A 25,222-nucleotide genomic window follows, 5' to 3' on the forward strand; every position below is an offset into this window, starting at 1 on the left:
TGACCTGGCATTGAGGCAGCGGCATAGGCTTATAACTAATCGCTATTATGTTAATTCCAAATTGATTGAACCCCTCAGCCCTTTCCAGTTGGCACACTTAGCGCAACTCCTATACTGACATCGACTCGCCACCATTCATGGATTTGGCGACCCTGGCATTGAATACATGGGGCCCGCTATGGAATGGCTTGGTTTGCACTTGATGTCCGGTCAATCCCACGACGGGATGCTGCTACTGGACTGTACGCATAACCTTTTTCTCATGGCGCTGTCCTTCGGCGTCATTTCAGCTGCATGCCTGGCGACGCTGGATATCGGCGAACGCATCATTCATTCGGAAAACCAGCAGAGTCGGCAACGCTGGCAAGTGCTCGGCGCGCTGTGCCTGGCGGGCGGCGCATGGGCTATGCACTTCATTGGGATGCTCGCGTTCGAAACGCCGATGAAGGTCAGCTACGACCTTCCCACAACCATTGCTTCGCTGTTTATTGCGGCCATTGCTGGCGCGTTCGCGATCAAAGCCATCAGCCACGAAGTCATCGGACCCGGTCAATGGCTGCTCAGCGCTATTGGTATTGGCCTTGGCGTGGTCATCATGCATTACGTCGGCATGTCGGCGTTGCGCTCACCTGCCGTTCAGTACTATCAGCCCGGTCCGTTCGGGCTCTCGATTCTGATGTCCATTCTATGTGGCGCAGTGTTTCTGCTAATGCCCAGCTATCTGCGTCAGGGCAGCGGCATGTTCCACCAGATGCTCAAATACGGCGCCAGCATGTTGCTCGGGGCGGGCTTGCTGGGTACCCACATGATCGGCATGTGGTCGCTGAATCTGGTGCTTCCCGAAAATATTCCACTCGAATCGGCAGCTCCCGAAAACGCCATGCAACTGGGCCTGACTATCGCGATCATCGCCCTGCTGATTATCGCGGGCAGCCTCAGCGCGTCGATGGCTGACAAGAAACTGCAAAGCAAGGAACACGACCTGCGCCGCGTGAACGCATTGCTCAGCCAACTGGATCAGGCACGCATGTCGCTGCAGCAGGTGGCGCATTACGACGCACTGACCAACCTGCTCAACCGCCGTGGTTTCAACCAGACTTTTGCCGAGAAACTGACCGACCATCACGCCAGCGGCGGAATGATGGCGGTGATGTTCCTCGACATCGACCATTTCAAACGTATCAACGACAGCCTTGGGCATGATGCGGGCGATGATCTTCTCAAGGCGATCGCCGAGCGCATTCGCAGTGCGACACGTGGCGATGATGTGGTGTCCCGCTTTGGCGGCGATGAGTTCTGCATTCTGATCAGCCTGCACAACTACGAAGAAGCCGAGCAACTGGCCAATCGGGTCATGCAAAAGATGAAAGAACCGATCGCCCTGGCCGGGCGGCATATGGTCATGACCACCAGTATCGGCATCAGTATCTTCCCGCAGGACGGCCAGACTTGCGACGAACTGCTCAAGCACGCCGACCTGGCGCTCTATCAATCCAAAGGCAACGGCCGCAACCGGGCGCACTTTTTCAGCCCCAACCTCAAGACCAAAGCCAGTCTGGAGCTGCAACTGGAGGAGGAACTGCGCAACGCGCTGCTTGAAGAAAACGGCCTGCAGGTCTATTACCAGCCCATCGTTGATCTCAGCACCGGCCAGGTGTCCAAGCTCGAAGCACTGGTGCGCTGGGAGCACCCGCAGCATGGCTTGCTGACGCCGGACCGGTTCATCGAGATAGCCGAGACCAACGGCCTGATCGCCGATCTTGATAACTGGGTGCTGCGCCGCGCCTGCCACGACCTTGGGCAACTGTCCGGCAATGGTCTCGACGATCTGATTATTGCGGTCAATTGCTCCGCGCTTAACCTGACCCGGGAAACGCTGATCGATGACATCCAGCGCGCCTTGCGACAAGCCAATGTTCCCGCACGGCGTCTGGAGCTGGAGGTCACCGAGAACGCACTTATGGGCAATATCAGCACCACCATTGGCTTGCTCAAGCAAATCCGCTGCCTGGGTGTTTCGCTGTCCATTGATGATTTCGGCACAGGCTACTCATCCCTGGCCTACCTCAAGCGCCTGCCGCTGGATACGGTCAAGATTGATCGCTCTTTCATTCTCGATATTCCGGGCTCAGCCCAGGACATGGAAATCGTTCAGGCAATCATCGTAATGGCCCATACCCTGCGATTGAAGGTCGTGACCGAGGGCGTGGAAACGTCGCAGCAGAAGGAGTTTCTCAGCAAGTATGGCTGCGATTATATTCAGGGCTATCTGGTCAGTCGGCCACAGCCCCTTGAGCAAATCCTGCCGCTGGTGCAGAAGCTTAACCAACGTAAAACCGCCAGCCAGAACGCCCCGAAGACTGTTCAGCAAAACCCCATGCCGGAAAAGTGGAGTCACGGACCCGCGCGCTAACTGAATGGTACGGGAAAGACGGGACAGCAAAAAACTGACCGGGTTCAATTCTTGAGCCTGAAATAGCTAAAGGTTCCCGTACGCTCGCCGATCTATTTACTGGACCAGACCGAGCGTGCCCTTTTCTTGAATAGGGGTTTCCCTATCGTTCTTGAAAAAACCGCACTGCAACGTCGTGATTTCTCTATCAGCGACGGCGCGATGACAGCTGCTGCATCGCCGCCCTCCCCAGGCTAATGGCGCACGATGACCAATAAGAATGATTCTGCTGGTGCGATATACGGACCATTAAATGCACTCGCTGCCGAAAAGGCCACCGGCCTTCCGGGCACCTACTATCAGCCCAAGCCAGTTCCCGCTCAGCAGTACATGTATTTCACGGAAACCGACACAGATCGCATCCTGGATAACCTTGATGGTCTGCGCGATTCGGTTTTCCCGCAACCTGCCCATATCGAAGACAACGTCCTGCGCAGCGAACAGCAGTTCCCCTCGGTATGCCTGATCGGTCTGGGGCGCTGCGGTTCCAACATTGCTCTGGATGTTGCCGAACTGGTCTACAACGCACGCAAGTTCTATCTCAATCAGTTCGAAAATGAAGACCGTCTGAGCGAAGACAAGCGCTATAGCCCGGTCCGCTGGATCCGCAACAACCTGCGACTGGTGCAAAACAAAGCGAGCAAGCCAGTTTTTCTGGTCGAGCCACTGGTTATGCTCGGCGACCTGGACAAAGACATTGCCGGTCGCATCCGTTTCTCGCGCAAGGGCGAGAAAAGCGGGTTCATCAACGACTACAGCAAAATGAAGATCATGGACCTTTCAGAGGTTCATGCCGGCGGTGCGGGCAACGCCCCGATTCTCGGTCAGTATCTGGCCAAGATCATCCTGAACAAGGACACCAACCACTTCTCCAGCGCTGACTGGAAACTGATTCACTCGTACCTGATCGACTCGTGCGGCATCAAGGCCAACCAATCGCGGCTGTATTTCTACATCTTCAGTGCGGGTGGCGGTACCGGTTCAGGCATGGCCTCCGAGTTCGGTCTGGCGCAACAGTTCTCGTACATGAACAAGACGTTCGACACCCGGCCGACTGACGAAAACGACAGCAAGCGTGGCCGGTCCTTTGTGTTCGAGCCGATCTTCACCAGCGGCATTTGCGTGCTCCCGAACATTTCCGATCACCGCAGCGAAATGTCCGAAGCCCTGCACATCAACGCTGGTCGCCTGCTGTGCAAATACCTGTCGGAAGAATGGGACTTCTCATACAACTTCGAAAACGAAGACAGCAGCGAAGCCAGCGTCATGGGCCGTATTCGCCCCTGGAACGCCATGATGCTGATCTCCAATGACATCATGCGCTACGCCGAAGCCAGCGACGACGGCAACATCGAGAACATTGACGTGAACGCCATGGAGCGTCACGCCAACCAGTACATCTCGCAGCAGATCTTCAACATTCTCACCGCTCAGGCGGTGACGACTGACTACGACCAGAACTACTTCCGACGCGCAGGCATCGATATCGGCGAGACGATTCGTCTGGATGCCAACGACCTGTTCATGAGTCTGGCGGGCCCGGTGGCGATTGCCTATGCCGAATCGGTGGTCCCGGAAAGTCCGGCGCCAGGTTCTGACAAGTTCAAGGTGTTCGAAAAAGAACCGCCACGCCTGAACATTGATGACTTGTTCTTCCGCTCCATTGACCTGCCACACTTCAACAAAGTGACCCAGGCCATTGAAGGCATCAGCCTGTTGCCGATCGAGTCCAAGCGTTATCGTGCGGCACTGGATCAGTACAAGACTTCGGGCTACGACGCCGCGGCACTCCACGACCTGCACTTCTTCAAGAACTGCTCGTCGGTGGTGTCCATCGTCTCCCTGCCCAAAGACTACAAGCTGTCCTATATGGACCTGAACCGGCTGAAGACGCACCTCAACAGCCTGTTCCCCAACACCACGCTCAAGCGTTATGCATTGGTGATCGGCGCGTCGGCCAACTTGTCGCTGACGACGTTGATCGCGAAAAGTCCGTGCCTTTCGGATGACTTCCTGACCCTGATCGTGGCGTTCATCAAGCGCTGCTTCGCGAAAAACCAGTACCGTTTCGACGACACACTGGACAACGCGATTCTGGACTTCATCGTCAGCGAAGAATTTGACGAAGACCGCGTTGATGAATTGCTGAACGAATACGAGAACCCGGCCAAGATCCTCGACACCAACTGGTACGCGATCAAGCCGATGTACGAAAAGAAGTACCGCGAGCTGATCGAAGACAAATCCAGGTTTGTCTCGATCAATGACATCCGCATCTCTCGCGAGAGCGTGAAGAAGGCCGTCAAATACCTGCGCGAAATTTATCGTCACCGCATCGGCAAGACCCGGGTCATTTCACTGAATCAGCATACGGGCAAGACGGATTACGGGGTTAAGTAACGCCGGCGACTTGCGAATCAGCACCGTGCTCACAGGTTAGCCACGATCTCAGGCCCATGATTGACCTGTGGGACCGAATTCATTCGGGAAGGCGGTGTTTCAGTCGATACGGATGTACCGGCCCCTTCGCGAATGAATTCGCTCCCACGGGATTGCGCACGACTCGGCTTCATGAAGAGCCTGTGGGGCCGAATTCATTCGGGAAGGCGGCATTCCTGATGGCACAGATACATCGAATCTACCGGCCCCTTCGCGAATAAATTCGCTCCCACGGGATTGCGCACGACTCGGCTTCATGAAGAGCCTGTGGGGCCGAATTCATTCGGGGAGGCGGCATTCCTGACGGCACAGATACATCGGATGTACCGGCCCCTTCGCGAATGAATTCGCTCCCACGGGATTGCGCACGACTCGGCTTCATGAAGAGCCTGTGGGACCGGATTCATTCGGGAAGGCGGCATTCCTGACGGCACAGATACATCGAATCTACCGGCCCCTTCGCGAATGAATTCGCTCCCACGGGATTGCGCACGACTCGGCCTCATGAAGAGCCTGTGGGACCGAATTCATTCGAGGAGGCGGCATTCCTGACGGCACACATACATCGAATGTACCGGCCTCTTCGCGAATGAATTCGCTCCCACAGATTTGTGTTCGCGGGCCAACATAGAATCTCCCACGGGGGAATTGAGCCAAGAGGCTTGCCATGAAATCTCCAAGAGATTCTGCGCAGCCTGTTGAGATATTTCGCTACCCCGAAACCCCGGCCGCAGTTACCAGACTTCCCACTTGAACCCGCATTTCGCACCAAAAAAGATCGCTAACTAAGCGGGCGCCCTGTCCTGGACCAGAACCCAGGGTGCCACCACAACGGCCCAGAGCACCGGATCACGCTCCACAAGCTCTAGCGCCTTGGCTTCAGCCACCTTGCCGACTTCACCACTGGCAAGCCATGCACTGACTTTATCCGCTTCGTTCTGCGCAACCGCCTCTGCCACCTCGATCAAATCCAGCGTCGGCTCGACCCACAACAGGGCACCTCGCGCAAAGAACGGCTGAAGCTCGGTCCAGGTAATTGATGCCGTTTCGCCGAGCAGTTTGGCATAGAGGGTGCTTGGTTCTTCGCTCATGGGTTTCACCGAAAAGAAAATCGACGCGAATGATAGCGCCGAGTCCGCTCAAGACAAACCCAGATACAAGTAATTGATTGCAGGGAAGATCAGGAAAACCAGGGGTTTAGAGGTCGATTGGACAGGTCGAACCGCATGATTCTGTATCTTTCTTACGATTAAGCGACATTGATCGTTTTTGCCCCCTGCGGCTAGCTATTCAAGCCATTGACCGGCGCTCTAAACTGTTCCGGTACAGTTTGCCGGGGGGCTGATCGGTGTTTAAAATCCGGTCCCGCTGCCTAGGCATCAGGATTATAAAAATTAAAACACAAGAGTGGAGCATCATGACTAAGGGTACCAAGAAGCTTTCCAGGCTGTTTGCCGCATTGGTTATGGCGGGGGTTGCCAGCCATTCGTTCGCAGCAGACACCATCAAGATCGGCATCGCAGGTCCAAAGACCGGCGCAGTTGCCCAGTACGGCGACATGCAGTTCAGCGGCGCAAAAATGGCCATTGAGCAGATCAACGCCAAAGGCGGCGTCGATGGCAAGAAACTCGAAGTCGTTGAATACGATGATGCCTGCGATCCGAAACAAGCGGTCGCGGTAGCCAACAAAGTCGTCAACGACGGCGTCAAGTTCGTGGTCGGCCACCTGTGCTCCAGCTCCACCCAACCGGCTTCGGACATCTACGAAGACGAAGGCATCATCATGGTGACTCCGGCTGCAACCAGCCCGGAAATCACTGCACGTGGCTACAAGCTGATCTTCCGCACCATTGGTCTGGACAGTGCGCAAGGCCCGGCGGCTGGCAACTACATCGCCAAACAGGTCAAACCTAAAACCGTCGCCGTCATCCACGACAAGCAACAGTACGGTGAAGGCATCGCCACTGCCGTCAAGCAGACGCTGGAAAAAGACGGCGTAAAAGTCGCGCTGTTCGAAGGCATCAACGCTGGCGACAAAGACTTCTCGTCGCTGATCGCGAAGATGAAACAAGCCAACGTCGACTTCGTTTACTACGGCGGTTACCACCCGGAACTGGGCCTGATCCTGCGTCAAGCTCAGGAAAAAGGTCTGAAAGCCGGTTTCATGGGTCCGGAAGGCGTGGGTAACGCGTCGATCTCGCAGATCGCTCAGGATGCGTCCGAAGGCCTGCTGGTCACCTTGCCTGCTTCGTTCGACCAGGATCCGGCCAACAAGGCTCTGGTTGAAGCGTTCAAGGCCAAGAAAGAAGATCCAAGCGGTCCGTTCGTGTTCCCGGCTTACGCTGCAGTTCAAGTGATCGCTGACGGTATCACCGCTGCGAAAAGCGAAGACACTGACAAAGTGGCCAAAGCTATCCACGCTGGCACCTTCAAGACGCCAACCGGCGACCTGTCGTTCGATGACAAGGGTGACCTGAAAGACTTCAAATTCGTGGTCTACACCTGGCACAAAGACGGCACCAAAACTGAAGCGCCTGTGAAGTAAGCATTCGCCATAAGTTGAATCCAGAGCCCACTGCAACCGCAGTGGGCTTTGTTTTACGAGCGCAGGTGATCCACAAGACCAACTGTCGCTGACCATCTTGAAACCGTCACCAGTGATTCACTGGGCTTGTATCCAACGTGGACACATACCACGACGTGCAAGCGGCCAAAGACTTCACCAGTGAAACATAGAGCAGGTTTTTAGGAGCACGCTGTAATGCCCGAGATAGATATCTATCACTTCTTCCAACAGCTGGTTAATGGTCTGACCATTGGCAGCACCTATGCCTTGATCGCCATCGGTTACACGATGGTCTACGGCATCATCGGCATGATCAACTTCGCCCACGGCGAGGTGTACATGATCGGTTCCTACGTCGCCTTCATCGCCATCGCCGGTTTGACCATGATGGGTATCGACAGCCTGCCGCTGGTTATCACTGCAGCGTTTGTCGCGAGTATCGTCGTCACCAGCGCCTACGGTTATTCCATCGAACGCGTGGCCTATCGACCGCTGCGTGGCAGTAACCGTCTGATCCCGCTGATCTCTGCCATTGGTATGTCGATCTTTCTGCAGAACTCGGTTCTGCTGTCTCAGGACTCAAAAGATAAATCGATCCCCAACCTGATTCCCGGCAACTTCGTGTTTGGCTCGGCCAGCACCCATGAAGTCGTGATTTCCTATATGCAGGTGCTGATCTTCGTCGTGACACTGATCGCGATGCTCGGCCTGACCTGGTTCATCTCCCGCTCCCGTCTGGGTCGCGCCTGCCGTGCCTGTGCGGAAGACATCAAGATGGCCAACCTGCTGGGTATCAACACCAACAACATTATTGCCCTGACCTTCGTCATCGGTGCAGCACTGGCGGCGGTCGCTGCCGTATTGCTGAGCATGCAGTACGGCGTGATCAACCCCAACGCGGGCTTCCTGGTCGGCATCAAAGCCTTCACCGCAGCGGTACTGGGCGGTATCGGCAGTATCCCGGGCGCGATGCTCGGTGGTCTGGTGCTCGGCGTGGCAGAAGCGTTTGGTGCCGATATCTTCGGCGACCAATACAAGGATGTGGTGGCGTTCGGTCTTCTCGTATTGGTGCTGTTGTTCCGGCCGACCGGCCTGCTCGGCCGTCCGGAGGTTGAAAAAGTATGACCAAAAATCTCAAATCGGCGTTTTTCAGCGCCTTGCTGGTGCTGGCCGTGGCCTACCCGGTTTTCGGACTGAAGCTGGAAATCGTCGGCGTCAAACTGGCCGTCATTGGTGCCAGTACCACCACCGTGAGCGTGATTATTGCCGGCGCCATCGCGATGTTCCTGCGCGTGCTGTTCAATGAGCAGATCACTGCGGCATGGCGCTCCTCACCGAATATGCCACTGGTGCCAGCCAAGGCCAGCAACTTCCTGAGCCTGCCCTCCACCCAGCGCTGGATCATTCTCGGCCTGGTAATGGTCGCATTGGTCTGGCCGTTCTTCGGCTCCCGAGGCGCGGTGGATATCGCCACGCTGATCCTGATCTACGTGATGCTCGGCCTGGGCCTGAACATCGTGGTCGGTCTGGCCGGTCTGCTGGATCTGGGCTACGTCGGCTTCTATGCCGTGGGTGCTTACAGCTACGCCCTGCTCTCCCACTACTTCGGCCTGGGTTTCTGGATCTGCCTGCCGATTGCGGGAATGATGGCGGCGCTGTTCGGCTTCCTGCTGGGCTTCCCGGTATTGCGTCTGCGCGGCGACTATCTGGCCATCGTGACCCTGGGCTTCGGCGAAATCATCCGCCTGCTGCTGCGCAACATGACCGACCTCACCGGCGGCCCGAACGGCATCAGCAACATCGAGAAACCGACCCTGTTCGGGCTGTCTTTCGAGCGTAAAGCGGCTGAAGGCATGCAGACCTTCCACGAGTATTTCGGGCTGCCGTACAACTCGATCAACAAAGTAATCTTCCTGTATCTGGTTGCTCTGCTGCTGGCACTGGCTGCGCTGTTCGTCATCAACCGTCTGCTGCGCATGCCTATCGGTCGTGCCTGGGAAGCGTTGCGTGAAGACGAAATCGCCTGCCGTGCGCTGGGCCTGAATCCGACCATCATCAAGTTGTCGGCCTTCACCCTGGGTGCAGCATTTGCCGGTTTCGCAGGCAGCTTCTTCGCCGCTCGCCAAGGCCTGATCACGCCGGAGTCGTTCACCTTCATCGAGTCGGCGATCATTCTCGCCATCGTCGTATTGGGTGGCATGGGCTCGCAACTGGGCGTAATCCTCGCGGCCATCGTCATGATCCTGCTGCCTGAACTGATGCGTGAGTTCAGCGAATACCGCATGTTGATGTTCGGCGCCATGATGGTGCTGATGATGATCTGGCGTCCTCAAGGTCTGCTGCCCATGCAACGTCCACACATGGAGCTGCGCAAATGAGCCGCCCAATCCTCGAAGTCAGCGGCCTGAGCATGCGCTTTGGCGGTCTGCTGGCGGTCAACGGTGTAGGCCTGACCGTCAATGAGAAACAAGTCGTGTCGATGATCGGTCCCAACGGCGCTGGCAAGACCACGGTATTCAACTGCCTGACCGGTTTCTACAAGCCAACCGCAGGCACCATTCTGCTCGACGGCGAGCCGATTCAAGGTCTGGCCGGTCATCAGATCGCCCGCAAAGGCGTGGTGCGGACTTTCCAGAACGTGCGCCTGTTCAAGGAAATGACGGCACTGGAAAACCTGCTGGTTGCACAGCACCGTCACCTGAACACCAATTTCCTGTCCGGCCTGTTCCGCACTCCGGCGTTCCGTCGCAGTGAGCAGGAGGCCATGGAATATGCTGCTCACTGGCTGGAAGCGGTCAACCTCAAGGAGTTCGCCAACCGTACGGCGGGCACCCTCGCCTATGGTCAGCAACGCCGTCTGGAAATCGCCCGCTGCATGATGACCCGTCCGCGCATCCTGATGCTCGACGAGCCGGCTGCAGGTCTGAATCCGAAGGAAACCGAAGACCTCAAGGCTTTGATCGGCGTACTGCGTAACGATCACAACGCGACTGTTCTGTTGATCGAACACGACATGAAGCTGGTGATGAGCATTTCCGACCACATTGTGGTGATCAATCAGGGCACACCGCTGGCTGACGGCACGCCGGCACAGATCCGCGATAATCCTGAAGTGATCAAAGCCTACCTGGGGGAAGCGTAAATGCTGCAATTCGAAAACGTTTCTACCTTCTACGGCAAGATCCAGGCCTTGCACGACGTCAATGTAGACGTGCGCCAGGGCGAGATCGTGACGCTCATCGGTGCCAACGGTGCGGGTAAATCCACGCTGCTGATGACCTTGTGCGGTTCGCCCCGCGCCCACAGCGGCAGCATCCGTTACATGGGTGAAGAACTGGTCGGTCTGGAATCATCGGTGATCATGCGTAAAAGCATCGCCGTGGTCCCGGAAGGTCGTCGCGTGTTTGCGCGTCTGACCGTGGAAGAGAATCTCGCCATGGGCGGCTTCTTCACAGAAAAGGACGACTATCAGGAGCAGATGGACAAAGTCCTGCACCTGTTCCCGCGCCTGAAAGAACGCTTCAACCAACGCGGCGGCACCATGTCCGGCGGCGAACAGCAAATGCTCGCGATCGGCCGTGCGCTGATGAGCAAGCCCAAGCTGCTGTTGCTGGACGAGCCCTCACTGGGTTTGGCGCCGATCATCATTCAGCAGATTTTCGAGATCGTCGAACAACTGCGTCGTGATGGCGTGACGGTGTTTCTGGTCGAGCAAAACGCCAACCAGGCCTTGAAGATCGCCGACCGGGCCTATGTGCTGGAAAACGGTCGTGTGGTGATGCAAGGCACCGGTGAAGAGCTACTGGTTGACCCGAAAGTGCGTGATGCTTATTTGGGCGGTTGATGATTTGCTGCAATAAGAAAACGGCCTTCGGGCCGTTTTTTTATGAGAAATTACCGGATGGCTCAGAGCCTGTGGGAGCGAGGCGCAATCCCGTAGGACCGGCTTTAGCCGGGAGGGCGTCGGAACATTCACCAGACTTCTTTCGCCAGAAATGCCGCTCTCCCGGCTAAAGCCGGTCCTACGAGGTCAAGAGCTAATTCAGGCGGCAGCCCCCTTCAGGTATCCCCCACCCCCAACCGCTCCAGCGCCGCACTGCTGCGCTGAAACCAGCTCAACAGATAATCGGCCAACACCTGCATGCGCTTGGGTAATTCACCTTCATACGGGTGCACCAGAAACAACGGCGAAGTACTGGTCTGATAATCGGGGAACAGCCAGTGCAAGCGACCGTCGTTGATCTCGGCATGCACCATGTACGACGGCAATCGGGCGATCCCGGCACCCACCAGTGCCGCCTTCTTCAATAAACCGTAATGATTACTGGCGAACGTACCGTTGACCTGAACCCTGGTGAGCTCATGGTTCTGGTGATAGAGCCACTCGTTGCGACCGCTGTAATGACTGTTCAGCAGGCAACTGTGCGTAATCAGCTCGTGAGGGCTATTTGGCTGTCCATGAAGTTGTAAATAAGCACTGCTGGCACACGTCAGCTCCTGCATGGCAAGCAACGGCTTGGCGACGAGGCGTTCGTCACTGGCCACATGGGAGCGGATAGCCAGATCAAAACCATCGCGACGCAGGTCACGAAAAGCGTTATTGAGCTCCAGCTCGACCTTAACTTGCGGGTATTGCGCAGAAAACTCCATGAGCAAGCCTTCAAAAAACGTCTCCCCCAAAGACACCGGGGCCGTGACACGTACCTGACCCACCATGTCATCGCGCATCAGCTCAACGATATTGCGCGCCCGCTCCATGCTGGCCAACAACTGCTGCCCTTGCGGCAACAACGCTGCGCCAGCAGAAGTGAGGCTGAGGCTGCGGGTGCTTCGGTGCAGCAGCATCACGCCATAAGCCTGCTCCATCTGGCTGATCCGCTTGGACAGGTAACCTTTGCTGCAACCCAGACGGGCCGCAGCAGCCGTGAAACTTCCCGCGTCGATCAGTACCGCAAAGGCTGCCAGGTCATCAATTTCGCTCACTGTTATTGTTTCCCTATGAGAACCAAAGGTTGCCTATTAGCACGCTTATCGACGGCAAATAGCGACCCTACACTGTCCCTCGACATCCATGAATGAATCTTCGGAGCGACAGCATGAAAATTTTATTGATTGGTGCAAGTGGCACCATTGGCTCGGCCATCGCCCAGGAACTGGCCCAACGTCACGAGATCGTCCGCGCAGGCCGCAAAAGTGGAGAAGAGCAGGTGGATATTAGTGACAGCGCTTCAATCCGAAAACTGTTCGAACGGATAGGCCGATTCGATGCAGTGGTCTGCGCCGCAGGCAATGTGAAGTTCGCGCCGCTGGCCGAAATGACTGAAAGCGACTTCGCTCTGGGCTTGCAGGACAAATTGATGGGCCAGGTCAACCTGCTGCTGATCGGTCGGGAGTTCGCCAACGACGGCGCGTCGTTCACGTTCACTACCGGTGTACTCAGTCACGATCCGATCCGTTCGGGTAGTTCGGCCAGTCTGGTCAATGGTGCCATCGACGCCTTTGTCCGGGCAGCGGCCATAGAGTTGCCACGCGGCATGCGGGTCAACTCGGTCAGCCCTAATGTTCTGGTTGAAGCCATGGACAGCTATGCGCCTTATTTCCGGGGTTTCAAACCGGTGCCCGCAACCGATGTAGCGCTGGCTTACGCAAAAAGTGTCGAGGGCCTGCAGACCGGTCAGACGTATCACGTTGGTTAATGCCTCTTGTGATGGGGCCGCAGGCTGAGTAACGTGGCGGCACATGTCTGGAGACCACTCAATGTTTGCTGTTCGTTCCGCTCTGCTCGTCGCGCTGTTGCCACTGTTCGCTGGCTGCCAGATGCTTGCCTCTCACTCCGGTTCAGACCCCGTCTCGAAGGCTGGCTGGATTCGCATGCAGGGCAATCTGACCGGCGATAGCGGCAAGCTGATGTTCCAGCCGTGTAATGAGCAGCGTCGTTACGTGGTCAAGGACGGCGGCAATACTGGCATCCTGCAGGAAGCGACTTCCCTGGCGGACAGCTCCGGCAAGGTCTTCGCCGACCTGCGCGGTGTGTTCGTCGCCAGTAAAGCGGTCGACAGCGATGGCCAGCTGGACCTGCGTCAGGTGTACCGCGTCGAACGCGCAGGTCAGGCCTGTGAGGACCCCAATTTCAAGCGTCTGACGTTGCACGTCAACGGTAACAAACCGGCGTGGAACGTTAACGTCAGTGGCAAAGGGATGGTTATTGAGCGTCAGGGCAAAGACTCCATTGCCGTGCCGTATGTGGAAGAGCAACTGCCAGATGGGCGGTTCAGCGTCAGCAGTGAGGCCAACGGCAACAAGATGGAGCTCTGGGTTGCGCCACAGCGTTGCGTTGATAGCGTGGATGGCTCGGTGCAGCATTTGACTGCCGAGTTGCGAATCAACGGCGAGACCGCGCGGGGTTGCGGGTATTACGGCGGGTCGCGAGATGATTGATCTCGTTTGAGATCGGCGTCATCTTTATCGTGGCATTTAGTGGTTTTGGGTACATATCCGTTTTTGGGGTAACGGCTGGTATTGGTTGCGCTTTTACAGCGCGTCACTTTTGAACAGCGCAAAAGTAACCAAAACGCTCTTGCCCCACCACTCGGCACCTCGCTGTCGCTCGGTGTACCCGCCCGCAGATCCTGAACCGTGGGCCGCCGCAACGGGCCATCCATGGCCCAATGCGGCTAACCCGGCATCCTTGCCGGGTTGCCCACGCTTCAGAATCTGCGTTCGGCCAGCGTGGTTTAACGGGGCGCCCCAGATCAAAATCAAAAGCGCGGCGGCCTGACAGCCGACCTGGTTGTTTGAGCTTTCCGGTCTTCTGTAGGAGCTGCGGAAGGCTGCGAAGCGGTGTGTCAGATGTCGAATGCGTTGGTTGTGGTGACGTCTCGCGAACAAGTTCGCTCCTACCGGTCAGATGTGAAACCGCTGCTTTTGATCTGCTTTTGATCTGCTTTTGATTTTGATCTTAGGCGCCCCGTTAAACCACGCCGGCCGGAATTCGATATTGCTGCGTGGGGCAAACCGGCAGGGATGCCGGTTTAGCCGCCTCAGGCCATGGATGGCCGGTGGCGGCGGCCCCACGCAGCAATGTCGGATTCCGGGTATGCCGAGCCTAGGCGAGGCACCTAGTGGTGGGGCAAGAGCGTTTTGCTTACTTTTGCGCTCAAAAGTGAGGCGCCGTAAGGGCGCAACCAATATTAGCCGTTACCCAGCAACGGATATGTACGCAAAAATCACGGCATAAATGTGTTCGCCCCCCTAATAGCGTAACCATCAAACTCAAGACAACCCACCACCCCGCCTCCCCCCAATGTGTCTTATAATCCCCGGTTCTTGTAGCGCTGTCGGGCTGATCCTGCGGCCCGGAAACTGGATTTTTTCATGTTACGAATCACCGAACTCAAGCTGCCGATCGACCACCCGGACGAAGACCTGCGTCCCGCCCTCCTGCAGCGCTTGGGCATCGCCAGCGATGAACTGCTGGAATTCACCCTGTTCAAGCGCAGCTACGATGCGCGCAAAAAGTCCTCCGAGCTGTGCTTCATCTACACCATCGATTTCGAAGTGCGGGATGAAGCCGCCCTGCTTTTGCGTCTTGCCGATGATCGTCATCTCAACCCCGCGCCAGACGTCAGCTATAAAGTCGTTGGCCATGCGCCAGAAGGACTGACCGAACGCCCAGTGGTCGTCGGCTTCGGCCCCTGCGGGATTTTCGCGGGGCTGCTGCTGGCACAGATGGGCTTCAAACCGATCATCCTTGAGCGCGGCAAGGAAGTCCGTCAGCGCACCAAAGATACCTGGGGCCTGTGGCGCAAGAACGTGCTGAACCCCGAGTCCAACGTGCAGTTTGGCGAAGGCGGCGCCGGGACCTTCTCCGACGGCAAGCTCTACAGCCAGATCAAGGACCCGAAATTTCACGGTCGCAAGGTCCTGCACGAGTTCGTCAAAGCTGGCGCACCTGAGGAAATTCTCTACGTCAGCAAACCCCACATCGGTACATTCCGGCTGACTGGCGTCGTGGAAAACATGCGTCACCAGATCGAAGCGCTGGGCGGTGAAGTGCGCTTCGAGCAACGCGTGACCGACGTGCTGATCGACAACGGCCAACTGCAGGGTGTGGTGCTCGACGGTGGCGAGCGTATCGACTCCCGGCACGTGATCATGGCCTTGGGGCACAGCGCTCGTGACACATTCAGGATGCTCCACAGCCGTGGCGTTTACATGGAAGCCAAGCCGTTTTCCGTGGGCTTCCGCATTGAACACCCACAATCGCTGATCGACCGCGCTCGCCTGGGCAAGTACGCCGGGCATCCAAAACTGGGGGCGGCCGATTACAAGCTGGTTCACCACGCCAAAAACGGTCGTTCGGTGTACAGCTTCTGCATGTGCCCGGGCGGTACGGTGGTGGCCGCGACGTCTGAACCCAATCGCGTCGTCACCAACGGCATGAGCCAGTACTCACGTAACGAACGCAATGCCAACTCAGGCATCGTGGTCGGTATTACCCCCGAAGATTATCCGGGCAGCCCACTGGCGGGCATCGAACTGCAAGAGCGTCTTGAATCCCACGCCTATGTGCTGGGCGGAAGCACTTATGAAGCGCCTGCGCAGTTGGTTGGTGATTTCATTGCAGGCAAAACATCGCAGGCACTCGGTAGCGTAGAGCCATCCTACAAGCCGGGCGTCAAGCTGGTGGACCTGGCAGACGCCCTGCCCGCTTATGCCATCGAAGCCATTCGTGAAGCACTGCCAGCGTTCGATAAGCAGATCAAAGGTTTTGCCCTGCATGACGCCGTACTGACCGGGATCGAAACCCGTACTTCTGCGCCATTGCGTATCACCCGAAACGAAAGCATGCAAAGCCTGAACGTCAAAGGCCTGTTTCCAGCCGGTGAAGGTGCAGGTTACGCCGGAGGCATCTTGTCAGCCGGGGTTGATGGCATTCGAATCGCTGAGGCTTTAGCAAGAAGCATCTTGGGTATCGAAGTCTGATCCAAGTGAGATTTCAGAAGATTCCCACACCACAAAAAGAATCTTCCTACCACCAAAAACGCACTAACTGACAGACTCGGAAACACTCTAAATCGGTCATTCCGCTTAGAACAAAAACGAATATAACTTTTGTTTTAACGACGGGAAGTCCGGGTTAGGGTGTCGCTCCTTTTTGTTGGATGGGAGCGCAAACCTTGCCTCTGCGTATTACTGTCACTCGTTTTTTCCAGCTTGAAGCGGCGGGTGGTCTGTTATTGATCGCCGCCGCTGCGTTGGCGCTGCTCATCAATAACTCGCCGCTGTCGTGGATGTATAACGCGTTCCTCGACACCCCCGTTGTGGCGCAGATCGGCGCTGTAAAAATCGCCAAGCCGCTATTGCTGTGGATCAATGACGGGATGATGGCGCTGTTCTTTCTGCTGATAGGCCTGGAGGTTAAACGGGAAGTTCTGGAGGGCCATCTTTCACGCCCCTCGCAGATCATTCTTCCGGGCACGGCGGCCATTGGCGGCATGGTGATTCCGGCGCTGGTGTTCTGGGCGCTGAACAAAGGCGATGCGGCGGCGATGAATGGCTGGGCTATTCCCATGGCCACCGACATTGCCTTCGCGCTGGGCGTGCTGGCGTTGCTGGGCAAGCGAGTCCCGGTGTCGCTCAAGCTGTTTCTGATGACGCTGGCGATCATCGATGACCTCGGCGCGATCATCGTCATCGCGCTGTTCTATTCAGGCGAACTGTCGAACCTGTCGCTGATCCTGGCGGGCTCTTCGATCGTGGCGTTGATTGCGATGAACAGGTTAGGCGTACGTAAGCTGGGCCCTTATCTGCTGATCGGTTTGCTGCTTTGGGTATGCGTACTCAAAAGCGGTGTGCATGCGACGCTCGCGGGCGTGGTGTTGGCGTTCTGTATTCCTTTGCGCACAGTTGACCACGACTCATCACCACTGCTGACCCTGGAACACGCGCTGCATCCTTGGGTCGCTTACGGCATTCTGCCGCTATTCGCCTTTGCCAACGCTGGCGTCTCCCTGAGTGGCGTGACACTGGAAAGCTTCACCCATCATGTGCCAATGGGCATCGCAGCTGGCTTGCTGCTGGGCAAGACTGTTGGCGTGTTTGGTCTCACCTGGCTTGCGATCAGGATCGGTATCGCCAAACTCCCCAGCGGAGCCAACTGGGGTCAGGTGCTGGGTGTCTCGATTCTCTGCGGGATTGGTTTCACCATGAGCCTGTTCGTCGGCTCGCTGGCGTATGTGCCATGCAGTAGCGAATACGCGGGCGTGGATCGCATGGGGATTCTGACCGGTTCGATACTCGCGGCCTTTATCGGTTATGCCGTCATGGCAGTCAGCAGTCGGAAAAATCCAGTCCGTTGAATTGAAATTAATCTTTTGTAGGAGCTGCCGAAGGCTGCGATAGCGGTATGTCAGGATGAACGCATCGCAGCCTTCGGCAGCTCCTACAGGGAAAGCATTTGCTGCGCGACACAGGAAACAGCGTGACGCCAAAGTCACCAACGATCACCCACAAAAAACCCGATCACCAGGATCGGGTTTTTATGTTTCAAGACGCTACTGAAACGGTGCAGTCACTCAATGAGAGACGCGGCTGGTACCGTTGACGGTCATGATGCGAACGCGCTCGCCCACCCGGAAAATCTCGTTTTCCTGAACTTGCTGCACGTAAGCACGCATAGAGCCATCGTCTTCACGCACAGTGATTTCAACGCCCTGGGTACGGGTCAGACCTTCTTCAGTGGCAGAACCCAGCAAGCCACCCGCTACCGCACCGATAACGGCCATGACGATGCTGCCACGGCCACCACCGATTGCACTGCCGCCTACGCCACCGACGACCGCGCCAGCACCCGCGCCGATTGGCGTCTTGCTGCCTTCGATCTTGACCGGACGCAGAGATTCGATGGTGCCCAGGCGAACGGTCTGCACTGTCCGCGCTTCGTCACGGGAATAAGAGTCGCCAGTCAGGTTCGACATGCAGCCAGTGAGGGTCATGGCCAAAGCAGTGAACGTGGCAACCAGCAGAACAGACTTACGCATAAAGGTATCTCCAGAGGAACATGCAGCCATTAGACTCTGCGCTGTGAGCGCTGTCACGTGCCGCGCCTCGTTAATTTATTTTCATTCAGGCGGTATACAGCACCGGCTGCCATAACTCTAGGACGAGTTGGCCGCTGAATAATTCAAACAAACCGATGGGTTAACAGGCGGCTAAGGAGCCAGACGCTCGCGCGTCCACTGTGTGTCCACAAGGCGATAATTCAGACGGTCGTGCAGACGACTTGGACGGCCTTGCCAGAACTCGATGCGCTCAGGCAGCAGACGGTAACCACCCCAGTGATCAGGGCAATGCGGCTGGATGTCCATGAAGCGTTGCTCGGTGGCTTTAATCATCCCTTCAAGCTCGGAGCGATCGGCGATAACCCGACTTTGAGGTGAAGCCCAGGCCCCAAGACGGCTACCCAAAGGACGCACCTGAAAATAGGCGTCGGACTCTTCGGGAGTGACTTTCACCACTTGCCCCTCAATCCGTACCTGACGCTCCAGCGTCGGCCAGAAGAACGTCATCGCCGCGAACGGACGTGCTGCCAGTTGCTGCCCTTTGGCGCTGTCGTAGTTGGTGAAGAACGTGAAGCCTTCAGCGTCCAGGCCCTTGAGCAACAGAATGCGGCAATGTGGACGGCCTTGATCATCAACCGTCGCCAGCGTCATCGCATTGGCCTCAACAGGTGCCTGCTCGGTTTTGACCGCCTCGGCAAACCATTGATGAAAGAGCGCGAACGGCTCATCGGGCGCCTGCGCTTCAGTCAAACCATCGCGGGCATAGTCACGGCGCATGTCGGCCAGAGACTGGGTCATGACGTCTTTCCTTGATTGAAAAACAACGTCGCAGACTCGCGCATTCAGGCGCGAGTCTGCGAGTGTTTTAGTTGCTGGCCTGATCGGTAGCCGCAGGTTTCTTCTTCACTGCGGCCTTGGCAGGAGCAGCCTTGGCGGGCGTCGCCTTTTTCGCCGGAGCGGCTTTCTTGGCAGAAGGCTTGCTCGCACCAGCTTTCTTGGCCGGTGCTGCTTTGGCTGGCGCAGGAGCAACGGCTGGCGCTGGTTTGACGTCTTGAGCAGCAACCATGGTCGGCGCTGGCGGCAAGGCGTATTTGCTCATCAGCGCGAGCATGGTGTTTTCCGGCGTCATGACGATTTCCACACGACGGTTCAGCTTGCGACCTTCAGCGCTGTCATTGGCCGCACGGGGCATGACGGCGCCCATGCCACGCAGGCTCAGGCGATTACGCTCCAGACCACTGAGGCGGAAAATAGCCGCAACCGACTGGGCGCGTTCCTGGCTGATTTTCTGATTCGCCGGGGCTGCGCCGGTGGTGTCCGCGTGACCCAATACCAGAACAGCGGTTTTCGGATCAGCTTCAACCAGTTTGGCCAGACGCGTGATCGGGCCCAGTGTCACTGGCAGCAACATGGCCGGACGATCAGGGTTGAACGAGCTGTCTACAGGGGCAGTGATCACCAGAACATCTTCACGACGCTCAAGTTCGAACGGGCTGTCCTTGATGGCCAGGCGCAGGCGTGGCTCGTAGTCATCCAGCCAGGCCTGAGTCACTTTAGGATCAACCTTGGGCACTGCCTTGGCTTCTTCTTTCTTGTCGCCGCCGAACGGCCACCACCACTTGCTATCGGTTTCACTCTTGGCAATCAGCGGCGGCACGCTCTTGTCCGCTGGTTTGGCGGCGGGTGCTGCAGCCACTTCAGCTTTTGGCTCGGCACTGTCACTGGATGCGAACGGCCAGTACCAATGAGTGCCGCTCTCGGCCTTGGCTACTGGAGCAGCAGGCTTGGCAGCAGCAGTCGGAGCAGCGGCAGGAGCTTTTTCCGGGGATTTGACAGGTGCTGCGTCGGCAACCTTGTCAGAGCCGAACGACCACCAGCTGTTGCCAGCGTCAGCGGAATCATTTTTTGGCGTTTGCGCACAGCCGGTTACGGCGAGGCAAAGGGCGATTGCGAGGCTTTTATTGGATGACATGGATGACCCACAAAAAGTAGTAAACAGACAATGAACTTGGCAGTGCCCATATAACACGCATAAACGGGCAGTTGGAAAAGGAAACCGTCGCACGGTTCCTGTTCGGGGGTATTAACTGACAGTCGGTATTAAACAAGCACTTATGACGACAACTTAGCGCAAACACTCACCTAGCACTCGCACCAGATTCTGTGCTCGCGGATCCATCAATACATAGGGGCCGAGGGTGTTGGTGACGAAGCCGAATGCAACGTCGCGATCAGGGTCAGCAAAGCCGATCGACCCGCCAGCGCCAGGATGACCGAATGCTTTCGGGCCCAGACCGTAGGTAGCGTTGGGCACATCGGGCTGATCAAGCATGCAGCCCAGACCGAAGCGGGTCTGGGTCAACAGCGTTTTGTCCTGGCCTAGGCTGTGTTCGCGAGTCAGTTCGTTGAGCAGCTCAGGTTCCAGCAAGCTGCCATCCAGCAGACCGTTGTAGAACCCGGCCAGACTGCGGGCATTGCCGTGTCCATTGGCAGCGGGTTGCTGCATGCGCCGCCACTCGGGCTTGTTGGTGCTGGTCATGATCGACGGAGGATTGGTAAACGCCCTCGCCGTCATCGAATTGGGCTCGCGCATGGTGGTTTGCAGCAGGCGCTGGGCAGACTCATCACCCGCATTACCTTTACTGCGAGCGATGTGCGCAACGCGATGAAACTCTTCATCAGGCAGGCCGACATGGAAATCCAGCCCCAGCGGGCGAGAAATGCGTGCAGCGATGGCCTCTCCCGGCCCGCGCCCGTCAGCACGGCGCAGCATTTCGCCCACCAGCCAACCGTAAGTGATCGCGGCATAGCCATGGCCTTGACCGGGCGTCCACCAAGGCTCTTCTGCGGCCAGCGCTTCGGTCATCGCGGCCCAGTCATAAAGTGCTTCAGCGGGGAGCATTTCGCGCAGAGCAGGAAGACCGGCCTGATGACACAACAATTGGCGCAGGGTAACTGCGCCCTTGCCTGCCTCTGCGAATTCAGGCCACAGGCGGGAAACAGGCTCGTCGAGCTTCAGCTTGCCTTCACCGACCAGTTGCAGGGCAGTGACGGCGGCGAAGGTTTTGGTGCAGGAAAACAGGTTGGCGATGGTATCGGTGTGCCAGGCCTCGGCCCCGTCCTTGTCGGCCGTGCCAGCCCAGACGTCAATGACGGTTTCACCGCCAATTTGAATGCACAGCGCTGCGCCGCGCTCCTGGGTATCGTCGAAGAGCGCCGCAAACGCTTCGCGCACTGCCTCGAACTTAAGCTCGAAATGACCCTGAATCTGCACCCGCTGGCTCCTGAATTGGCTGATGAAAAAGTGGCGTGCATTGTTTCAGCGATTGAGGTGTTTGTGAACAGACGCGGATCACCACCCAAGGACTTGATGGCCCCCTGACCGGTAGGAGCGAACTTGTTCGCGAAGCGTTGGCACAAACGACAAACAAGCATCGCCTGCCAAACCGCCTCGCGAACAAGTTCGCTCCTACCAGGGGTTGCGCCCTTCAGGAGTGATCAAAAAATCGCGAACAGACGCGGATCACCACCCAAGGACTTGATGGCCCTGACCGGTAGGAGCGAACTTGTTCGCGAAGCGTTGGCACAAACGACAAACAAGCATCGCCTGCCAAACCGCCTCGCGAACAAGTTCGCTCCTACCAGGGGTTGCGCCCTTCAGGAGTGATCAAAAAATCGCGAACAGACGCGGATCACCACCCAAGGACTTGATGGCCCTGACCGGTAGGAGCGAACTTGTTCGCGAAGCGTTGGCACAAACGACAAACAGGCAGCGCCTGCCAAACAGCCTCGCGAACAAGTTCGCTCCTACCAGGGGTTGCGCCCTTCAGGAGTGATCAAAAAGTCGCGAGCAGACGCGGGTCACCACCCAAGGACTTGATGGCCCTGACCGGTAGGAGCGAACTTGTTCGCGAAGCGTTGGCACAAACGACAAACAAGCATCGCCTGCCAAACCGCCTCGCGAACAAGTTCGCTCCTACCAGGGGTTGCGCCCTTCAGGAGTGATCAAAAAAGTCGCGAGCAGACGCGGGTCACCACCCAAGGACTTGATGGCCCCTGACCGGTAGGAGCGAACTTGTTCGCGAAGCGTTGGCACAAACGACAAACAGGCAGCGCCTGCCAAACAGCATCGCGAACAAGTTCGCTCCTACCAGGGGTTGCGCCCTTCAGGAGTGATCAAAAAATCGCGAACAGACGCGGTTCACCACCCAAGGACTTGATGGCCCTGACCGGTAGGAGCGAACTTGTTCGCGAAGCGTTGGCACAAACGACAAACAAGCATCGCCTGCCAAACAGCATCGCGAACAAGTTCGCTCCTACCAGGGGTTGCGCCCTTCAGGAGTGATCAAAAAGTCGCGAGCAGACGCGGGTCACCACCCAAGGACTTGATGGCCCTGACCGGTAGGAGCGAACTTGTTCGCGAAGCGTTGGCACAAACGACAAACAGGCAGCGCCTGCCAAACAGCATCGCGAACAAGTTCGCTCCTACCGGGTTTGCATCCTTCAGGAAATTTCGCGCCTGAACGGCGGCAGCGCATTCAGGATCGCCTTGCCGTAACGCTGGGTTACCACTCGCCGATCCAGCAGCGTGATGGTTCCGCGGTCCTCCTCGGTACGCAGCAAGCGACCGCAAGCCTGCACCAGCCGCAATGAAGCATCCGGCACGGCAATTTCCATGAACGGGTTGCCACCCCGCGCCTCGATCCACTCGGCCAGAGCCGCCTCGACAGGATCGTCCGGCACGGCAAAAGGAATCTTGGCAATCACCACGTGCTCGCAATACGCGCCCGGCAAATCGACACCTTCGGCGAAGCTTGCCAGCCCGAACAGCACGCTGGAGTCACCACCATCGACCCGGGCCTTGTGTTTGTTGAGCGTCTCCTGCTTGGACAGGTTGCCTTGGATGAACACCTGCTTGCGCCAGTCGCGCTCCAGCCCATCGAAAACGTCCTGCATCTGTTTACGCGATGAGAACAGCACCAGGGTGCCCCGCGAGCCTTCGACCAGCCCCGGCAACTCGCGAATGATCGCAGCGGTGTGCGCCACAGAATCACGTGGGTCGGCTTTCAGATCCGGCACGCGCAACACCCCGGCGTCGGCGTGATGAAACGGACTGGGCACGACCGCCGTCACAGCCACCTTGGGCAGACCGGCACGCATTCGGAAGCGGTCGAACTTGCCCAGGGCAGTCAGCGTCGCGGAGGTCACCAACGCGCCATAAGCAACGTTCCACAGATTGCGACGGAGCATCTCGGCCGCCAGGATCGGGCTGGCGTTGACTTCGATATCAAACAACGCACCGCTGTCGGCCAGGGTCAGCCAGCGCGCCATGGGCGGGCTGTCTTCCGGGTCTTCAGCGGTGAAGGCCGTCCATAATTCCCAGTTGCCATGGGCCCGGGCCAGCAGGCTACCAAACAGCGGATACCATTCTTCGGCCTGATGGCTGGCAATGCCGATATTCACTTCACCATCCATGCCTTCCTTGAGCAGGTCGGCCAGACGGGTGAACAGGTCATCAAGACGGGCAAAGCCTTTCTTCAACTCGATGCCCATTTCACGAATGTGTTCCGGCACCACGCCACCAATAAAACGGTGGCGCGGGCGCTCTCGCCCTTGCATGTCCTCACCGGCGCGGAAATCAGCCAGTTGCTCGCAAGCGCTGAACATGAATTGCTGCTGCGCTTTGATCTCCCGGGCCAGCTCCGGCACCTGCTCGATCAACTTGCCCAGATCGCCCGGCAGCGGATTTTGCGCCAGCAGCTTGGCGAGGTTCTTGGCAGTCTGCTCCAGCCAGTCAGCCGTGGAACGAAGCCGCGTGTAATGTGCGAAATGGCCGATCGCTTTGTCAGGCAAGTGGTGCCCTTCGTCGAACACATACAAAGTGTCACGTGGGTCGGGCAATACCGCACCGCCCCCCAAGGCCAGATCCGCCAGCACCATGTCGTGGTTCGTCACGATCACGTCGACTTTTCCCATACCCTCGCGAGCTTTATAGAAGGCGCATTGTTGAAAGTTCGGACAATGGCGATTTGTGCACTGGCTGTGATCAGTGGTCAGACGCGCCCAATCCTGATCTTCCAGCGCCTGCGGCCAGCTGTCCCTGTCGCCGTCCCATTTATTCCCGGCGAGCTTTTCGATCATGCTCGTGAACAGTTTCTGACTGGCCTCATCGACCTCGATCTTGAAGCCTTCTTCTTCGAAAAGCTGTGCAGTGGCGTTGGTCGCGTCGCCTTCCTGCAACAACATGTCGAGCTTGGACAGGCACATGTAGCGGCCACGCCCCTTGGCCAGCGAGAACGTAAAGTTCAGGCCGCTGTTGCGCATCAGGTCGGGCAGGTCCTTGTGGACGATCTGCTCTTGCAGCGCGACGGTCGCGGTGGCGATCACCAGACGCTTGCCCGCCAGCTTGGCGGTGGGGATTGCCGCGATGGCATAAGCGACAGTCTTGCCAGTACCGGTGCCCGCTTCAACCGCCACGACCGCGGGGTCGCTGGTGCGTCGGCCCTCTTCATCGGTATCGATATCGCCCAGTACTTTGGCGACCTCGGCGATCATCAAACGCTGGCCATAGCGCGGCTTGAGGCTCTTGGCTTCGAGGAAACGCGAGTAGGCGCCCTGAATCTGGGATTTGAGTTCGTTGCTGATCATGGGTTTTGTTGGCTCGGGCGCTACAGGCATCGGTAAAAATTAAAGCGTAAAACG

General features: G+C 57.4%; 18 protein-coding genes. 11 read left to right on the forward strand and 7 right to left on the reverse strand.

Features of this window, described 5'->3' with window-relative positions; genetic code table 11:
- Positions 1 to 178: 178 nt before the first annotated feature.
- Entirely contained in the window at positions 179 to 2,413 is a 2,235-nt protein-coding gene (locus K3169_RS23230) for an EAL domain-containing protein (protein ID WP_231678231.1), read from the forward strand.
- Between the two features lie 369 nt (positions 2,414 to 2,782).
- On the forward strand, positions 2,783 to 4,852 hold the full coding sequence (locus K3169_RS23235; protein WP_373562258.1) for a hypothetical protein: 2,070 nt from the start codon (positions 2,783 to 2,785) through the stop codon (positions 4,850 to 4,852).
- An 824-nt stretch (positions 4,853 to 5,676) separates the two neighbouring features.
- On the opposite strand, the gene K3169_RS23240 is transcribed toward K3169_RS23235, so the two are convergent.
- Entirely contained in the window at positions 5,677 to 5,982 is a 306-nt protein-coding gene (locus K3169_RS23240; RefSeq protein WP_231668170.1) for a DUF2288 domain-containing protein, read from the reverse strand.
- A gap of 326 nt (positions 5,983 to 6,308) precedes the next feature.
- On the opposite strand from K3169_RS23240, the gene K3169_RS23245 reads away from it, so the two are divergent.
- The 5 genes from K3169_RS23245 (at position 6,309) to K3169_RS23265 (ending at position 11,301) form a co-directional block, all read left to right on the forward strand.
- Positions 6,309 to 7,436, forward strand: coding sequence for a branched-chain amino acid ABC transporter substrate-binding protein (locus K3169_RS23245; protein ID WP_099270752.1), 1,128 nt, complete (start codon positions 6,309 to 6,311; stop codon positions 7,434 to 7,436).
- Positions 7,437 to 7,652: 216 nt separating this feature from the next.
- Positions 7,653 to 8,582: a high-affinity branched-chain amino acid ABC transporter permease LivH gene (livH, locus tag K3169_RS23250; protein WP_099270753.1), complete on the forward strand. Its 930-nt coding sequence runs from the start codon at positions 7,653 to 7,655 to the stop codon at positions 8,580 to 8,582.
- The gene (locus K3169_RS23255) at positions 8,579 to 9,835 is read left to right on the forward strand and encodes a high-affinity branched-chain amino acid ABC transporter permease LivM (RefSeq protein WP_122807300.1); all 1,257 of its coding nucleotides are present in this window, start codon (positions 8,579 to 8,581) and stop codon (positions 9,833 to 9,835) included. The genes livH and K3169_RS23255 overlap by 4 nt, the downstream gene beginning before the upstream one ends.
- Entirely contained in the window at positions 9,832 to 10,599 is a 768-nt protein-coding gene (livG, locus tag K3169_RS23260) for a high-affinity branched-chain amino acid ABC transporter ATP-binding protein LivG (RefSeq protein ID WP_027900848.1), read from the forward strand. The genes K3169_RS23255 and livG overlap by 4 nt, the downstream gene beginning before the upstream one ends.
- Positions 10,600 to 11,301: an ABC transporter ATP-binding protein gene (locus tag K3169_RS23265; RefSeq protein ID WP_027900847.1), complete on the forward strand. Its 702-nt coding sequence runs from the start codon at positions 10,600 to 10,602 to the stop codon at positions 11,299 to 11,301. It begins immediately after the preceding gene.
- Between the two features lie 215 nt (positions 11,302 to 11,516).
- On the opposite strand, the gene K3169_RS23270 is transcribed toward K3169_RS23265, so the two are convergent.
- Entirely contained in the window at positions 11,517 to 12,440 is a 924-nt protein-coding gene (locus K3169_RS23270; protein ID WP_263268210.1) for a LysR family transcriptional regulator, read from the reverse strand.
- Between the two features lie 113 nt (positions 12,441 to 12,553).
- Here K3169_RS23270 and K3169_RS23275 point away from each other — a divergent pair, with 113 nt between their 5' ends.
- From K3169_RS23275 to nhaA, 4 genes are all read left to right on the forward strand, one after another.
- Positions 12,554 to 13,153, forward strand: coding sequence for a short chain dehydrogenase (locus K3169_RS23275; RefSeq protein ID WP_263268212.1), 600 nt, complete (start codon positions 12,554 to 12,556; stop codon positions 13,151 to 13,153).
- A 61-nt stretch (positions 13,154 to 13,214) separates the two neighbouring features.
- Entirely contained in the window at positions 13,215 to 13,895 is a 681-nt protein-coding gene (locus K3169_RS23280; RefSeq protein ID WP_027900844.1) for a COG3650 family protein, read from the forward strand.
- 936 nt (positions 13,896 to 14,831) lie between these two features.
- Positions 14,832 to 16,442, forward strand: a complete 1,611-nt coding sequence (locus K3169_RS23285) for an NAD(P)/FAD-dependent oxidoreductase (RefSeq protein WP_263268214.1) — start codon at positions 14,832 to 14,834, stop codon at positions 16,440 to 16,442.
- 194 nt (positions 16,443 to 16,636) lie between these two features.
- Positions 16,637 to 17,818, forward strand: a complete 1,182-nt coding sequence (nhaA, locus tag K3169_RS23290; RefSeq protein WP_263268216.1) for a Na+/H+ antiporter NhaA — start codon at positions 16,637 to 16,639, stop codon at positions 17,816 to 17,818.
- A gap of 216 nt (positions 17,819 to 18,034) precedes the next feature.
- Here nhaA and K3169_RS23295 read toward each other — a convergent pair whose 3' ends face one another.
- From K3169_RS23295 to dinG, 5 genes are all read right to left on the reverse strand, one after another.
- Positions 18,035 to 18,499, reverse strand: coding sequence for a glycine zipper 2TM domain-containing protein (locus K3169_RS23295; protein ID WP_027900841.1), 465 nt, complete (start codon positions 18,497 to 18,499; stop codon positions 18,035 to 18,037).
- A gap of 171 nt (positions 18,500 to 18,670) precedes the next feature.
- Positions 18,671 to 19,318 carry a pyridoxamine 5'-phosphate oxidase gene (gene pdxH / locus K3169_RS23300; protein ID WP_263268219.1) on the reverse strand — a complete coding sequence of 216 codons (648 nt, stop codon included), beginning with the start codon at positions 19,316 to 19,318 and terminating at the stop codon, positions 18,671 to 18,673.
- 67 nt (positions 19,319 to 19,385) lie between these two features.
- Positions 19,386 to 20,492, reverse strand: a complete 1,107-nt coding sequence (locus K3169_RS23305; protein ID WP_263268221.1) for an OmpA family protein — start codon at positions 20,490 to 20,492, stop codon at positions 19,386 to 19,388.
- 153 nt (positions 20,493 to 20,645) lie between these two features.
- Positions 20,646 to 21,794 carry a serine hydrolase domain-containing protein gene (locus K3169_RS23310; RefSeq protein ID WP_263268223.1) on the reverse strand — a complete coding sequence of 383 codons (1,149 nt, stop codon included), beginning with the start codon at positions 21,792 to 21,794 and terminating at the stop codon, positions 20,646 to 20,648.
- A gap of 1,229 nt (positions 21,795 to 23,023) precedes the next feature.
- On the reverse strand, positions 23,024 to 25,168 hold the full coding sequence (dinG, locus tag K3169_RS23315) for an ATP-dependent DNA helicase DinG (RefSeq protein WP_027902721.1): 2,145 nt from the start codon (positions 25,166 to 25,168) through the stop codon (positions 23,024 to 23,026).
- Positions 25,169 to 25,222: the final 54 nt, after the last annotated feature.

Origin of the sequence: Pseudomonas phytophila (assembly GCF_025643095.1) — a bacterium.
Classification (GTDB): domain Bacteria; phylum Pseudomonadota; class Gammaproteobacteria; order Pseudomonadales; family Pseudomonadaceae; genus Aquipseudomonas; species Aquipseudomonas quasicaspiana.

What these genes read in the sequence shown, in the direction of transcription:
- K3169_RS23305 (WP_263268221.1), bottom strand. Translation starts at nt 20,492, where the DNA reads ATGTCATCCAATAAAAGCCTCGCAATCGCCCTTTGCCTCGCCGTAACC.
- pdxH (WP_263268219.1), bottom strand. Translation starts at nt 19,318, where the DNA reads ATGACCCAGTCTCTGGCCGACATGCGCCGTGACTATGCCCGCGATGGT.
- K3169_RS23230 (WP_231678231.1), top strand. Translation starts at nt 179, where the DNA reads ATGGAATGGCTTGGTTTGCACTTGATGTCCGGTCAATCCCACGACGGG.
- dinG (WP_027902721.1), bottom strand. Translation starts at nt 25,168, where the DNA reads ATGATCAGCAACGAACTCAAATCCCAGATTCAGGGCGCCTACTCGCGT.
- K3169_RS23275 (WP_263268212.1), top strand. Translation starts at nt 12,554, where the DNA reads ATGAAAATTTTATTGATTGGTGCAAGTGGCACCATTGGCTCGGCCATC.
- K3169_RS23245 (WP_099270752.1), top strand. Translation starts at nt 6,309, where the DNA reads ATGACTAAGGGTACCAAGAAGCTTTCCAGGCTGTTTGCCGCATTGGTT.
- K3169_RS23265 (WP_027900847.1), top strand. Translation starts at nt 10,600, where the DNA reads ATGCTGCAATTCGAAAACGTTTCTACCTTCTACGGCAAGATCCAGGCC.
- K3169_RS23295 (WP_027900841.1), bottom strand. Translation starts at nt 18,499, where the DNA reads ATGCGTAAGTCTGTTCTGCTGGTTGCCACGTTCACTGCTTTGGCCATG.
- K3169_RS23280 (WP_027900844.1), top strand. Translation starts at nt 13,215, where the DNA reads ATGTTTGCTGTTCGTTCCGCTCTGCTCGTCGCGCTGTTGCCACTGTTC.
- livG (WP_027900848.1), top strand. Translation starts at nt 9,832, where the DNA reads ATGAGCCGCCCAATCCTCGAAGTCAGCGGCCTGAGCATGCGCTTTGGC.
- K3169_RS23240 (WP_231668170.1), bottom strand. Translation starts at nt 5,982, where the DNA reads ATGAGCGAAGAACCAAGCACCCTCTATGCCAAACTGCTCGGCGAAACG.
- K3169_RS23285 (WP_263268214.1), top strand. Translation starts at nt 14,832, where the DNA reads ATGTTACGAATCACCGAACTCAAGCTGCCGATCGACCACCCGGACGAA.
- livH (WP_099270753.1), top strand. Translation starts at nt 7,653, where the DNA reads ATGCCCGAGATAGATATCTATCACTTCTTCCAACAGCTGGTTAATGGT.
- K3169_RS23255 (WP_122807300.1), top strand. Translation starts at nt 8,579, where the DNA reads ATGACCAAAAATCTCAAATCGGCGTTTTTCAGCGCCTTGCTGGTGCTG.
- K3169_RS23235 (WP_373562258.1), top strand. Translation starts at nt 2,783, where the DNA reads ATGTATTTCACGGAAACCGACACAGATCGCATCCTGGATAACCTTGAT.